Origin of the sequence: Nocardia amamiensis NBRC 102102 (assembly GCF_001612745.1) — a bacterium.
In the GTDB taxonomy this organism is placed as follows: Bacteria; Actinomycetota; Actinomycetes; order Mycobacteriales; family Mycobacteriaceae; genus Nocardia; species Nocardia amamiensis.
The window spans coordinates 20,667-33,549 of the sequence record NZ_BDBA01000021.1 but is presented as its reverse complement, the minus strand read 5'-3'; the positions used below and the strand labels follow the sequence as shown (position 1 = coordinate 33,549).

Here is a 12,883-nt window from a genome sequence, read left to right as displayed (position 1 = left end):
ACAATGCTTCCTACCTTGAACGGGCGAATCCAGACCCGTGTTCTCGCGCTGAGCGTGATCGGATTCTTCGTCGCGCTGATCATCACCCCATTGCTGCCGACCGGATCGCTGAGTATCGGACAGGCGTATCGGGTGACGTTGACGGTGCTGCTCGCGACCGTTCTGGTCGGCGTGCTATGGGAATTGCTCTACCACTTTCTGCAGCAATTCCGCTGGGAAAAGGATTGGCCGACATTGTTCGGTTTCCTCACTATTCTCAATGAGGGCGCGCTGATCTGGGTCCTCGTGCGCTACACCACGGTGGTGCTGCCCGAGCATCTGCGTCCGTCCCCGGCGGCGTTTCTGCTGCAATTCGTCAGCACGTGGATTCTCTTCTGGCTCATCGTGAACGGGCCGATGCGGGTCGTCTTCCATCGGTGGCGGTTCCAAGGAGGCAGGTTCCTATGAGCGGGCAGATCGAGGTCGTGCCCGGCGCCCATCTGGTGGCGAGCGTGGGCGGCGCGGTCGTGGTGATCGCGCATCGGGGCCAGGGCGCCGTCGCGGCGGACACGATGGCCGCCAGGACGATGGCGGCCCTGCTCGGCATCGTGCGTGAGGCTATCGCGCACGACCGGCACCGCAGCGGGCGCGCGGTGGCACGGCTGGCGACGTCCTGGCTGATGAACCTGTCGAACGGGGAAGAGGACGAGGCCGAATTCGGCGTGATCACCCCGGTGGAGGATGGCGTCGCGGTGTTCCTGCACGGCGGGGTGACCGCGATTCTGGCCGGACCCGATCGCACCGAAGTGCTCCGCGGCAGGGACGCTGGATTCACCGTCGACCGGGTGGTGACGCCCGCGCCCGGCATCGGCGCGGGGTTGTTCGTGGACGAGGCGGGCCACAATGCGGGTTCCCTGCCGGGACGGGGGATCTTCGCGCTCGAAGCGGGGACGGCGCCCGGGTCCGGCGCTGTGCTGTGGGCCGGTCCAGACCCGGCCGTGGTGTCTCACGAGACCTCCGCACCGCAGTCTGACCACGAACAGGACGAGGTTCCCGAACCCGGCCCGATCACCGGACACCAACCGGGGGCCACAGCGCACCCGGTCACCGAACAGGAACAGGTGCACGCACAGGGGCCGATCGCCGGACACCAACGGGTGGAGCAGCATGAGGTGTCCGTAGCGGATGCGAGCGCTGGATACCAACGGGCATCCGCCGCGCACCAGGTATCCGAACAGAAAGCGGTGCCGACACCAGGCCCGGCCCCCGAGCACCGGTCGCTGCCCACTCCGCGCTCGGCCTCAGCGGGCCAATCGGTGTCCGCGCCGCATCCCTCCGCAGAGCAGGAAGCGGCACCCACACCGCACCGTGCGGAGCCAGTCTCCGATGCACCACCGTCCCGGCCCGAGCCGCGGCCGGGTCACGAGCAGACACCCGCGCCGCCGCGACAGATGAGCCTGCGGAAGAGCGATTCCGGCGATGCCGCAACGGACGTCGACCTCCAGGCGCGAGCGTCCGGTGCGGGCGTGACACCACCGGTGGCGCGCCCGGTGCCGCCGCCCATCCCTCCGCAGGCAGAACGCGGCGGGACGCGTCCGGACCGCGGCAGCGACAGGGACTACGCGATCGCCAACGACAGCAATCTCGCCGAGACGGTGGTGCCTTCAGCGGAGGCAATCGCCGACGCGCTCGGATCCGCCGGTGCCGGCACACTGGGTCACCGGGTGCTCGTGCAGGGCTTCCAATGCGCGCGGCAGCATCACAACGACCCGCGGGTGTCGTTCTGCGCGGTCTGCGGCATCCGGATGGACCAGCTGACCTGCGTGCTGACCGAGGGTGTCCGCCCACCGCTCGGGGTGCTGCTGCTGGACGACGGCACCTCGTTCGTCCTGGACAACGACTGCGTCCTGGGGCGCGAACCGGAATACGCGGAAGCGGTCGCGCGCGGCGCTCGCCCGGTGCGGCTGGACGACAGCTCCGGGGGAATGTCCCGGGCGCACGCGGAAATCCGCCTCATCGACTGGGATGTGACGGTGGTCGACGGCGGCTCCACCAACGGCACCCACATCCGCCAGCCCGGCCGTCCGGACTGGATCCGGGCCAATCCCGGCCATCCGGTCACCGTGCTGCCCGGTGCGCAAATCCAACTCGGCGGACGCGTTCTCACCTTCGACTCGCCCCACGGCCAGCTGTAGGCGCGAACCCCGCGGCCCTGGGCGGGCGATGTAGTGGCCGTGTACGCCTGCCAGCCGGTGGCCAGCGGATCAGCGCGTCCGGGCGCGCCGGTGCACGGATAGGCAGATCAGTGCGGATGGAAGGCGTCGGGTCCGACCTCGGCCGGGTCGAGCAGGTGAGTGAGGAACAGGCGCGTGGTGGGGGTCGGCGTGCGGGTGGTGATCGCATGCCACGGGCGATCGAGCGGAGTGCCCTCGACCGGAAGCACACGCAAGATGCCGTTCTCGAGGTCCTGGGAGATCGCGTCGCTGTGAATCAGCGTGACACCGAGTCCTTCTCGCGCGGCGGCCAATACCGCGCCGTGCGATCCGAGGGTCAGGGTGGGTGGTTCGATCCGCAGTTGGTCGAGCAGGCTGAGGGTGGCCTCGCGGGTGCCGGAACCGCGGCCGCGCAGCAGCCAGGTGGTGTGCAGCGGGTCGAGTTCGGGGAGGCCGACCACGACCAGACCGCTCGGCCGCCGGGCCCGCACCACCAGTCCGGTGTCCCGCGGTGGGCGCCCGGCGATGACGAGATCCGTTTCATGGTGCTGTAATTCGAGGAACAGCACGTCGCGCGGATGCACCGACAGGCTCAGCTCGATGTCGGGAAACCGGCGGCGGAACGACGCGAGCGGGCGCAGCAAGACGTACTCGCCTGCGGTGGCGACCACGCCGATACGCAACCGTCCGGTCTCCGCGCGGCGGACCGCCGCCTGCGCCTCCTGCATCAGTCCGAGGATGCCGCGGCAGTACTCGGCGTAGATGCGGCCGGCCTCGGTGAGCGCGATGCCGCGCCCGGACTTAGCGATGAGCTTGGCGCCCAGCTGTTTCTCGATGTGCGCGACGGCCGCGGAGGCGGCCGCCTCGGTGACATGGAGTTGCGCCGCGGCCCGGCGAATGCTGCCCTGGCGGGCCACGGCCAGGAATGTTTCCATCCGGCCCGCGCTCACCATACCCATCGAATAACGGTAACAAACTCAATGAATACGTTGAGTATGGCCAGGAACAATCAAATTGTTTGTCGGTATCCGGCCCGTCATCCTGGAAATCCCAAGGCACGCCCGTTCGCCCGGGTGCGGGTGTCCCTCAGTGGCCCCGGGTGCGGGTGTCCCCGCAGTGGCAGCAGGAGGAACGATGGCCGAAGAAACCGAACGCGACCGCTGGGATCCGGGTGTCCAATCCTATGCGTCGATGGGCTATTACGCGCCCGACTACCAGCCCTCGGAGACCGACGTGCTCGCCGTGTTCCGGGTGACCCCGCAGCCTGGCGTCGACCCGATCGAAGCGGCGGCGGCGGTGGCCGGTGAATCATCCACGGCCACCTGGACGGTCGTGTGGACCGACCGGCTGACCGCACATTCGCGATATCAAGCAAAGTGCTACCGCATCGACGAGGTGCCCGGACGGCCGGGGGAGTACTTCGCCTATGTCGCCTACGATCTCGACTTGTTCGAGGAAGGATCGATCACCAATCTCACCTCGTCGGTCATCGGCAATGTGTTCGGCTTCAAGCCGCTGCTGGCGCTGCGGCTGGAGGACATGCGGATTCCGGTGGCGTACGTCAAGACGTTCCAAGGTCCGCCGCACGGCACAGTGATGGAGCGCGAATATCTCAACAAGTACGGCAGGCCGCTGCTGGGTGCGACGGTGAAACCGAAACTCGGACTGTCCGCCCGCAACTACGGCCGGGTGGTCTACGAGGCGTGCAAGGGCGGGCTTGATTTCACCAAGGACGACGAGAACATCAACTCGCAGCCGTTCATGCGCTGGCGCGACCGCTACCTGTTCGCGATGGAGGGCGTGAACCGGGCCATGGCCGAGACCGGCGAGATCAAAGGCCATTACCTCAATGTGACCGCCGCGTCGATGGAGGAGATGTACGAGCGGGCCGAGTTCGCCAAAGAACTGGGCAGCGTCATCATCATGATGGACCTCACGGTGGGATATACCGCGATGCAGTCGATGTCGCACTGGGCGCGGCGCAACGGCCTGCTGCTGCACCTGCACCGTGCCGGCCATGCCACCTACACCCGGCAGAAAACGCACGGCGTGAGCTTCCGTGTACTGGCCAAGTGGTGCAGGCTGATCGGCGTCGACCATCTGCACGCAGGCACCGTGGTCGGCAAGCTGGAAGGCGATCCCGCGACCACCAAAGGGTTCTACGACACGTTGCGGGAGAACCACATTCGCACCGATCCGGCCAACGGGATCTTCTTCGACCAGCACTGGGCGAGCATGCCCGGCGTGATGCCGGTGGCCTCCGGCGGCATCCACGCCGCCCAGATGCACCAGCTGCTCGATCTGTTCGGTGACGACGTGGTGCTGCAGTTCGGCGGCGGCACGATCGGGCACCCGCTCGGCATCGCCGCGGGCGCGGAGGCGAACCGGGTGGCGCTGGAGGCGGTCGTACAAGCCCGCAACGAAGGCCGTGACCTGCTGAAGGAAGGACCGGAGGTGCTGCGCAAGGCGGCCGAGATCTGCCGTCCGCTCGATGTGGCGCTCGCGACCTGGGGCGATGTCACCTTCGACTACACCTCCACCGACGCGCCGGACGCCGTGCCGACGGCCAGCCGCTGAAACCCTTGAAGGACAAGCCATGCACTTGCGTCACGGAACGTTTTCCTATCTGCCGCCGCTGACCGACGAGCAGATCGCCGCCCAGGTGCGCTACGCGCTGCTCAACGGCTGGCCGGTGTCGATCGAGTACACCGATGATCCGCATCCGCGCAACGCCTACTGGGAGATGTGGGGGCTGCCGCTGTTCGACCTGGACGAGCCGGACGGCGTGCTCGCCGAGATCAACGCCTGCCGGGCCACCTTCCCGCGGCACTATGTGCGGGTGCTGGCCTACGACGCCCGCTACACCAGGCAGACGACGGCGCTGAGCTTCCTGGTGCAGCGCCCGCCCGACGAACCCGGCTTCCTGCTGACCCGCACCGAGGGCCCGGACCGCCAGCAGACCTACGGCCTGCACTCGTATGCGACCACCGTCCGTCCGGGAGACCGGTATGGCGGCTGAGCGCAACGGCTCCGGATTCCGTCTGCACCGGCCGGGGGCCGACGTCCCCGGCGCGGTGCGGACGGCGCCCGCCGAACCGGAGGCGCCGGAGATCCTGGCCGCGGACGCGGTACTGGATCTGTCGGCCGACATCGCAGGCCACGACGTGGAGGAGACGCTGCGCAGGCTGGATGCCGAACTGATCGGGCTGGCCCCGGTGAAGCGGCGGGTGCGGGAGATCGCGGCGCTGCTGCTGATCGATCGGGCCCGGCAGCGGTTCGGGCTGACGTCCTCCCGACCGACCATGCACATGAGCTTCACCGGCGGCCCCGGCACCGGCAAAACCACGGTCGCGCTGCGCATGGCGCAGATGCTGCACGCGCTCGGCTACATCCGGAAACCGAAGGTGCACACCGTCACTCGCGACGACCTGGTCGGCCAGTTCATCGGGCACACCGCGCCGAAGACGAAGGAGGCGCTGGCCAAGGCGGCCGGTGGCGTGCTGTTCATCGACGAGGCCTACTACCTGTTCCGGCCGGAGAACGAACGCGACTACGGGCAGGAGGTGATCGAGATCCTGCTGCAGGAGATGGAGAACGAGCGCACCAGCCTGGTGGTGATCTTCGCCGGTTACCCCGACCGGATGGAGCGCTTCTTCTCCGCGAATCCCGGGCTGTCTTCGCGGGTGGCGCATCACTTGGAGTTCGCCGACTACACCCATGCCGAACTCATGGGCATCGCCGAACTCATGGTGGCCGCGGAGAATTTCCGCTTCGACAACGCCGCGCGCGTGGCGTTCAGCGAGTATCTGGAGCGGCGGATGGCCAGGCCGCGCTTCTCCAACGCCCGCAGCGTGCGCAATGCGCTGGACCGCTGCCGGTTGCGCCAAGCCAAGCGCCTGGTGGAGCTGCGCAGACCGCTCACGAAGACCGACCTGATCACGCTGACCGACCGGGATGTCTACGGCAGCAGCGTATTCACCGACCCCGAGCTACCGGACGGGCCTACCGCGCGAGCTCCCGCGTGATGAGAACGAGGCGCTATGCCAGAAGGACTGAAGACCCTCACCCGCTACACCATCGAGCAGGAGCACCGCCATCCCGGCTCCTCCGGTGAGTTCTCCGCCCTGGTGAACGTGATCGCGACCGCGACGAAGATCATCGCCAATCAGGTCACCAGGGGTGCGATCGTCGGATCGCTCGGCGCTGTGATCAATCCCGCCCTACTCCCACCCGGGATGCCGGACAACCTGCCGCCGACCGTGCACCGCAAACTCGACGCGATCACCAACGACATCATGGTCGCCGAAACCCAATGGACCGGTCATCTTTCGGGCCTGCTGTCGGAACAGATGAGCGAGATCCACCCGGTGCCGGACGTCCATCGGCGCGGAAAGTACTTGCTGGCCTTCGATCCGTTGGACGGATCGTCGAACATCGACGTGAACCTGCCGGTGGGGACGATCTTCAGCGTGCTGCGCGCACCAGCCCGGGTGCGGGGCGAGGGCTCCGCGAGCACTCCCACGGCGAACGATTTCCTCCAGCCGGGTGTCGAGCAGGTCTGCGCGGGGTTCACCCTGTACGGGCCCGCGACCATGCTGGTGCTGACCACCGGCAGCGGGGTGGACGGGTTCACCCTGGATCGGGAGATCGGCGCGTTCGTGCTGACCCACCCGCGGATGCGCATCCCCGAGGACACCTCCGGATTCGCGATCAACGCGGCCAACGAGCGGTTCTGGGAACGGCCCGTGCGCCGCTACGTGCAGGAATGCCTGGACGGCGTGGACGGTCCGCGGGGCCGGGACTTCAACATGCGCTGGGTGGCGTCACTGGTCGCCGACACCTTCCACATCCTCACCCGCGGCGGCGTCTATCTGTATCCGCGTGACACGCGGCCGCCGGCGCGCCCGGGGCGAGTCGCGTTGCTGTACGGCGCCAATCCGATCGCGTTCATCGTCGAACAGGCCGGGGGAGCGGCGACCATCGGCAGCGAGCGGGTGCTGGAGGTGGTTCCGGATCACGTTCATCAGCGGGTGCCGCTGGTCTTCGGCTCCCGCAACGAAGTAGAGCGCATCGAGCGTTACCACCGCGAACCCGATGCGGGCCCCAGCTTCGACACCTCGCTGTTCGGGTCACGGTCGCTGTTTCGCCCGGCTCGGCGCTGAAGAGGAGAATCCCATGTCGGTCAAGCATCCCGTCGTCGCGATCACCGGGTCCTCCGGTGCCGGAACGACCAGCGTGACACGGACATTCCAGGAGATATTCCGCCGCGAGGGCATCAATGCGGCCATCGTGGAGGGCGATTCGTTCCACCGCTATGACCGCAACGAGATGAAGCTGGCCATGGCCGAAGCGGAGCAGAACAATAATCTGCGGTTCTCGCATTTCGGCGAGGAGGCCAACCTGCTGAAGGAACTGGAGACGCTGTTTCGCGACTACGGCGAGACCGGAGTCGGGACGGTGCGCCGGTACCTGCACGACGAGATGGAGGCCAAGCCGTACGGGCAGCCGCCGGGGACCTTCACTCCGTGGGAGGAGTTGGCGCCCGGCAGTGACCTGCTGTACTACGAGGGCCTGCACGGCGCGGCGATCACCTCGACGGTGGATGTGGCCCGATACACCGATCTGCTGGTCGGCGTGGTGCCGATCATCAACCTGGAGTGGATTCAGAAGGTGATCCGCGACAAAACCGACCGCGGCTACTCCAGCGAGGCGGTGATCGACACCATTCTGCGTCGGATGCCGGACTACGTCACCTATATCTGCCCGCAGTTCTCCCGCACCTACGTCAACTTCCAGCGCGTCCCCACCGTGGACACCTCCAACCCGTTCATCGCACGCACCATTCCGACGGCCGACGAGAGCTTCGTGGTGATCCGGTTCGCGGACCCGAAAGTCATCGACTTTCCCTACCTGCTGTCGATGCTGCACGACTCGTTCATGTCGCGCACCAACTGCATCGTGGTCCCCGGCGGCAAGATGGAGCTGGCCATGCAACTGATCTTCACCCCACTGATCCTTCGATTGATGGACAAGCGACCGAAGCGCTCGTACTGAGCGGCAGGGCCGGAATTCCGGAGTGCGCCCGGATCACCCGAGCCGTGAGGTGGACTGGCGCCCGTCGTCCTGCGCGGACCAGTCGCACCACCAGGAGAGCGCCTCGGCGCCTCAACTTGACATAATGTCGATTATCGGCGGTAATTCGGCGCGGCCTGTGAGCCGCGTTTCCGTGTGTGCTGCGGTCATTGCACGGTTGGTCCCTGCCGCTCGGACCGGCTGATGGGTGCCGCCGCGTTTCGGACATGTTGTCGAGTTTGTGGTCGCACATTTGTGGCAGGATCTTTGCGGTAATGGAAACCGTTTGCGGATGCGAATTTTGCGAATGTTCGGTTATTCAGGCCGCGCCGGACGGCATTGTTTCGTCGCCGAGTGTGCTGTGTCCCGCGGTGGCGACGACTGTGCCGTATTCGCTGATCAGCCATTGGCCGCAGACGCAGCGCAGGTAGCGCACGGGGCCGTGTGCGGAGATCGGGACGGGTGCGGGCCAGGCGCAGGCGGGGCAGGTAGCGATCATGGTTCCAGCCTGATGTAATGGCTTTGTGCATTTCAACCCTTACGGCGGAGCGGCGGCCGAGTTGGCGGCCCGGCTGGTGAACGCGGAGCCGGAGCAGGATTTGATCCGGCTGTTGGACGAATCCGGGTACAAGCCGCTCGGGTCGTTGAATGCCCGCCGGCTCGCCGGACTGCGCCGGTGGATAGCCAGACTCGACGAGGTCTTCACTAGCCCCAGTGTGGAATTGCTCAACGCGCTGCTGGCGGAGACCACCAGTCAGCCGTATATCTCCACGCACGACGGACGAAAGCCGCACCTGCACTACGCGCGTGAGGATGCGCCGATGGATGAACGGGTGAAGGCGTACACCGCGGCGGGGCTGGCGGAGCTGTTCTGCGAGGATCCGAACCGTATCGGACGCTGCGCCCGTGCCGGCTGCGGACTGGTGTTCATCGACACCTCCCGCAACGGGCGGCGCCGGTTCTGCTCGACGCGCTGCTCGAATCGGGTGCATGTCGCCGAGCATCGAACGCGCCGCTCGGCGTGAGACGAGTCGACGGGCGTCACCTTGGATCAGTTGCTGGCAGTTGGCGATTCTCGACGGTCTTGGGAACGTGGCTGAGTATTGTGAATTCGCTAGACACCTCTCCCCTGGCCCTCCAACTGGTCGCATGGAAAACGTCACAGTGATGAAATGGGTGGTGCTGCTCACTGTGGTGGCGATGTTCGGTGGATTCTGTTTTACAGTCCAGTGATTGGTGAGTGGCTCTGGTTGCCGGGTCCAGTTGCGGGCAGGCTTGGGCGGTGCTGGTTCGTCGGTTGGTCGCGTTGTACGTCGGGTTGTGGTTGTACGGGTTCTCGATGGCGGTGATGGTGCGGGCGGGGCTGGGGCTGGATCCGTGGGATGTGTTCCATCAGGGAGTCGCCGGTCATGTGCCGATCAGTTTCGGTGCGGTGACGGCGATTACGGGCGTGGTGGTGCTGCTGGCGTGGATTCCGTTGCGGCAGTTGCCCGGTCTCGGCACGGTGAGCAATGTGGTGGTGATCGCGGTGTCGGTGGATGCGGGGCTGGCGTGGTTACCGTCGTGGGATTCGCTCGTGGTCCGGGTGGGTGCGATGGGTATCGCGGTGGTGCTGAACGCGGTGGCGAGTGTGTTGTATATCGGGGCCGGTATGGGTCCTGGACCGCGCGATGGGCTGATGACCGGACTGGTTCGGCGGACCGGTGAATCGGTGTGGGTGGTGCGTACGGCGATCGAGGTGACGGTGTTGGCGATCGGGTGGGTGCTCGGCGGCAGCGTCGGTATCGGAACCGTGGTGTACGCGTTCGGGATCGGCCCGCTGATTCAGCTGATGATTCCCACGGCGAATCGGTTCTTACCCGGATTCGCACCGCCGAAGGTGGAGGCAGTCGCCCACGCAACATAGAGCCCTGTACGGAGCGGCGGCCCCCGGTTAGCCTGGGGGCAGCGATCCGGCAGAAGGTGGAATCCATGAGTGCTAGCACCATTGCCCGGCAATGCACCCTATGTGAGGCGCACTGCGGAATCCTGGTCACGGTCGAGGGTGACCAGGTGACGCGGATCGAGGGGAATCCGGAGGACGTGCTGTCGAAGGGATACATCTGCCCCAAGGCGACGGCGATGGGCGGGTTGCATCACGACCCGGATCGGTTGCGTACTCCGATGCGGCGGGTGGGTTCGTCGTTCGAGCCGATCGGTTGGGACGAGGCGTTCCAGGAGATCGGGCGGCGGCTGCGCGAGGTGCGCCGGGCGTACGGGAACAGTGCGATCGGTATGTATCTGGGCAACCCGGCGGCGCACAGTTCGTCGGTGCTGTATGCGGTGATGTTGCGTGCGGCGTTGTTGACGAGGAACTTCTTTTCGGCGTCGTCGATCGATCAGTTCCCGCAGGAGTTCGTGGCTTGGCGGATGTTCGGTTCGAATGTGCTGATGCCGGTGACCGATATCGATCGGACCGATCGGCTGGTGATCCTGGGGGCGAATCCGGCGGTGTCCAATGGGTCGATCACCACGATGCCGAATGCGAAGCAGCGGATTCGGGAGGTGCGCCGGCGCGGTGGGAAGGTGGTGGTGATCGACCCGCGGCGCACGGAGACGGCGCGGTTGGCCGATCAGCATGTCGCGGTGTGCCCGGGTGGTGACGTGTATCTGCTGCTGGCGATGCTGCATGTGCTGGTCGTCGAGGAGCTATGCGACGAGAAGGCTGTTCGCGCGGCGAGCAACGGGTGGGAGCAGTTGCGTGCGCTGGTGGTCGAGGCGGAGCCGGAGCGGATGGCGCCGCACGCGGGTGTGGATGCGGAGACGATTCGTGAGCTGGCCCGGGAGCACGCGGCGGCGGCGTCGGCGGTGCTGTACGCGCGGATCGGGGTGTGTCAGCAGGTGACGGGGACCCTGACGCATTGGTTGGTGAACACGATCAACGCGGTGACAGGGAATCTGGATCGGCCGGGCGGGCAGATGTTCGGGACGCCGCCGGTCGACGCGGCGCGATATGCGAAGTATCTGCCGATGGGGTACGGGGCGTGGACGGATAGCTCCGGGACCTACAAGTCGTTCCGTTCGGAGTTGCCGGTGGCGGCGTTGGCGCCCGAGATCCTGACCGAGGGCCCGGGGCGGATCCGGGCGATGATCACGTATGCGGGCAATCCGGTGTTGTCGACGCCGCAGCGCGGCCGGTTGGGTGCGGCGCTGGATTCGCTGGATTTCTATGTGGCGGTGGACATGTACGTCACCGAGACGACGCGGCACGCCGACATCATTTTGCCGCCGATTTCGCCGTTGGAGCGGGAGGACGTCAGCCTCCTGTTCCCGTTGTTCAGTGTGCGCAACAACCTTCGTTTCGACGCGCGGGTGTTCGAGCCGCCCGCGGACGGGTTGGACGATTGGCAGATCATGGCGCGGTTGATCACCGAAGTGGTGCCGTTGCCCGCGCGCCGGTTCACCGGGCGGGTGCTGAATGGGTTGTTCGATCGGATCAGTCCGGTGCGGGTGGCCGCGGCGGGGGTGGCGATGGGCCCGTATGGGGTGTTGCGGCGTGGTCGCAAGGGGCTGACAGTGGGTAAGGCGCGTGCGGCGGCTGGGGGGATCGATCTGGGGCCGCTGCGGCCTCGGTTGCGGTCGCTGATCGGCACGAAGGATCGGAAGGTGTGTTTGGCGCCGGAGGATTTCGTGGCTGCCGCGCGTACGGTGCTGGCGGATGCGCGGGCGGGGAAGGCGTTGACCACGCCGGCGGAGGGCTTCGATTTGAAGTTGATCGGCCGCCGTCATCTGCGCAGCAACAATTCGTGGCTGCACAATGTGCCTGCGATGGTGAAGGGGCGGGATCGCTGTACGGCGCTGATGCATCCGCAGGACGCGGCCGCGCGCGGGTTGAGTGATGGCGAGCGGGTGACGGTGCGTTCGCGGACCGGCTCGATCGTGGTGTCGTTGGAGGTCAGTGACGATATTCGCGTCGGCACGGTGGCGATTCCGCATGGATGGGGGCATCAGGAGCCGGGTGTCGGCTGGACGGTGGCGGCGGCGCTGCCGGGGGCGAATGTGAACCTGTTGCATGATCCGGCATTGACGGACATGTTCTCGGGGGCCGCGGCGGTGAACAACACGTGGGTGGTGGTGACGCGTGCGTCCGTCGCGTCGGATGGGCGCGACCAGGTGAGCGGGCGGGAGCCCGCGCCGACTGCCTGACGTGTCCTGGCGCGGTCGTGCTGGCGGTGCCGGTTTCAGCGCGTCTGGACCGTGACCCGGTAGCCGATGCGCAGTTCCCTGCCGATATGGGCTGCTCCGCCGATATGCAGCCAGCGGTGTGTACCGTCGCGTGGGTCGGGCAGGTAGCCGGCTTCGACGTGTGCCAACCCGAACGGGAAGGTGCCCGAGGTCGATGTGGCGACCGCGGTCATCAGGAATGCTTCGGCCCAGATCTGTGGTTCGGGCGTGTCGTCGGGGAGGGCGGCGGCGTCGGGGAGGAAGAAGCCGAATGGTTCTGGTGGTGCGCCGGAGGTCTGGACGAGCATGCCGGTGACGAACAGTCGCGCGGTTCCGGTGTGCACCAGGCACTCCGGGGTCAACCGCAACGGTGGGGCGGGTTGCAGTTCGAGCTGGAATGCCATGCGATGACTGTA

Annotated in this window: 13 protein-coding genes; 10 read left to right on the top strand and 3 right to left on the bottom strand. The window is 66.7% G+C overall.

The features are described from left to right. Nucleotides 1-3 precede the first annotated feature (3 nt). The gene (locus tag NA4_RS05785) at nucleotides 4-447 is read left to right on the top strand and encodes a hypothetical protein (RefSeq protein WP_067465010.1); all 444 of its coding nucleotides are present in this window, start codon (nucleotides 4-6) and stop codon (nucleotides 445-447) included. Then, complete coding sequence (locus NA4_RS05780) at nucleotides 444-2,174, top strand: FHA domain-containing protein (RefSeq protein ID WP_067465007.1); 1,731 nt, start codon at nucleotides 444-446, stop codon at nucleotides 2,172-2,174. Before NA4_RS05785 ends, NA4_RS05780 begins: the two co-directional genes overlap by 4 nt. Nucleotides 2,175-2,281: 107 nt before the next feature. Here NA4_RS05780 and NA4_RS05775 read toward each other — a convergent pair whose 3' ends face one another. Then, nucleotides 2,282-3,151, bottom strand: a complete 870-nt coding sequence (locus NA4_RS05775; protein WP_245671126.1) for a LysR family transcriptional regulator — start codon at nucleotides 3,149-3,151, stop codon at nucleotides 2,282-2,284. A 175-nt stretch (nucleotides 3,152-3,326) separates the two neighbouring features. On the opposite strand from NA4_RS05775, the gene NA4_RS05770 reads away from it, so the two are divergent. The 5 genes from NA4_RS05770 to NA4_RS05750 are packed head-to-tail and all read left to right on the top strand — an operon-like array spanning nucleotide 3,327 to nucleotide 8,246. Continuing rightward, nucleotides 3,327-4,769 (top strand): form I ribulose bisphosphate carboxylase large subunit, encoded by a 1,443-nt coding sequence (locus NA4_RS05770; RefSeq protein ID WP_067465001.1) that lies wholly within the window; start codon nucleotides 3,327-3,329, stop codon nucleotides 4,767-4,769. Between the two features lie 19 nt (nucleotides 4,770-4,788). Beyond that, a complete protein-coding gene (locus tag NA4_RS05765) occupies nucleotides 4,789-5,211 on the top strand; it encodes a ribulose bisphosphate carboxylase small subunit (RefSeq protein WP_067464998.1) in 423 nt (140 codons plus the stop codon). Beyond that, on the top strand, nucleotides 5,201-6,217 hold the full coding sequence (locus tag NA4_RS05760) for an AAA family ATPase (protein WP_067464995.1): 1,017 nt from the start codon (nucleotides 5,201-5,203) through the stop codon (nucleotides 6,215-6,217). The genes NA4_RS05765 and NA4_RS05760 overlap by 11 nt, the downstream gene beginning before the upstream one ends. 15 nt (nucleotides 6,218-6,232) lie before the next feature. After that, entirely contained in the window at nucleotides 6,233-7,354 is a 1,122-nt protein-coding gene (locus NA4_RS05755) for a class 1 fructose-bisphosphatase (RefSeq protein ID WP_067464992.1), read from the top strand. 13 nt (nucleotides 7,355-7,367) lie between these two features. Beyond that, entirely contained in the window at nucleotides 7,368-8,246 is an 879-nt protein-coding gene (locus NA4_RS05750) for a phosphoribulokinase (RefSeq protein ID WP_067464989.1), read from the top strand. 337 nt (nucleotides 8,247-8,583) lie between these two features. Here the strand turns inward: NA4_RS05750 and NA4_RS05745 are convergent, their stop codons facing one another. Continuing rightward, nucleotides 8,584-8,763, bottom strand: coding sequence for a hypothetical protein (locus NA4_RS05745; RefSeq protein WP_067464986.1), 180 nt, complete (start codon nucleotides 8,761-8,763; stop codon nucleotides 8,584-8,586). Between the two features lie 25 nt (nucleotides 8,764-8,788). On the opposite strand from NA4_RS05745, the gene NA4_RS05740 reads away from it, so the two are divergent. From NA4_RS05740 to NA4_RS05730, 3 genes are all read left to right on the top strand, one after another. After that, entirely contained in the window at nucleotides 8,789-9,289 is a 501-nt protein-coding gene (locus tag NA4_RS05740) for a CGNR zinc finger domain-containing protein (RefSeq protein ID WP_067464982.1), read from the top strand. Nucleotides 9,290-9,546: 257 nt separating this feature from the next. Further along, nucleotides 9,547-10,170 carry a membrane protein YczE gene (gene yczE / locus NA4_RS05735; protein ID WP_067465111.1) on the top strand — a complete coding sequence of 208 codons (624 nt, stop codon included), beginning with the start codon at nucleotides 9,547-9,549 and terminating at the stop codon, nucleotides 10,168-10,170. Between the two features lie 65 nt (nucleotides 10,171-10,235). After that, complete coding sequence (locus NA4_RS05730; RefSeq protein WP_067464979.1) at nucleotides 10,236-12,449, top strand: molybdopterin oxidoreductase family protein; 2,214 nt, start codon at nucleotides 10,236-10,238, stop codon at nucleotides 12,447-12,449. A 35-nt stretch (nucleotides 12,450-12,484) separates the two neighbouring features. Here NA4_RS05730 and NA4_RS05725 read toward each other — a convergent pair whose 3' ends face one another. Further along, a complete protein-coding gene (locus NA4_RS05725; RefSeq protein WP_067464976.1) occupies nucleotides 12,485-12,871 on the bottom strand; it encodes a hypothetical protein in 387 nt (128 codons plus the stop codon). Nucleotides 12,872-12,883: the final 12 nt, after the last annotated feature.

What these genes read in the sequence shown, in the direction of transcription:
- NA4_RS05770 (WP_067465001.1), top strand. Translation starts at nt 3,327, where the DNA reads ATGGCCGAAGAAACCGAACGCGACCGCTGGGATCCGGGTGTCCAATCC.
- NA4_RS05785 (WP_067465010.1), top strand. Translation starts at nt 4, where the DNA reads ATGCTTCCTACCTTGAACGGGCGAATCCAGACCCGTGTTCTCGCGCTG.
- NA4_RS05775 (WP_245671126.1), bottom strand. Translation starts at nt 3,151, where the DNA reads ATGGGTATGGTGAGCGCGGGCCGGATGGAAACATTCCTGGCCGTGGCC.
- NA4_RS05730 (WP_067464979.1), top strand. Translation starts at nt 10,236, where the DNA reads ATGAGTGCTAGCACCATTGCCCGGCAATGCACCCTATGTGAGGCGCAC.
- NA4_RS05725 (WP_067464976.1), bottom strand. Translation starts at nt 12,871, where the DNA reads ATGGCATTCCAGCTCGAACTGCAACCCGCCCCACCGTTGCGGTTGACC.
- NA4_RS05745 (WP_067464986.1), bottom strand. Translation starts at nt 8,763, where the DNA reads ATGATCGCTACCTGCCCCGCCTGCGCCTGGCCCGCACCCGTCCCGATC.
- NA4_RS05780 (WP_067465007.1), top strand. Translation starts at nt 444, where the DNA reads ATGAGCGGGCAGATCGAGGTCGTGCCCGGCGCCCATCTGGTGGCGAGC.
- NA4_RS05765 (WP_067464998.1), top strand. Translation starts at nt 4,789, where the DNA reads ATGCACTTGCGTCACGGAACGTTTTCCTATCTGCCGCCGCTGACCGAC.
- NA4_RS05760 (WP_067464995.1), top strand. Translation starts at nt 5,201, where the DNA reads ATGGCGGCTGAGCGCAACGGCTCCGGATTCCGTCTGCACCGGCCGGGG.
- NA4_RS05750 (WP_067464989.1), top strand. Translation starts at nt 7,368, where the DNA reads ATGTCGGTCAAGCATCCCGTCGTCGCGATCACCGGGTCCTCCGGTGCC.
- NA4_RS05755 (WP_067464992.1), top strand. Translation starts at nt 6,233, where the DNA reads ATGCCAGAAGGACTGAAGACCCTCACCCGCTACACCATCGAGCAGGAG.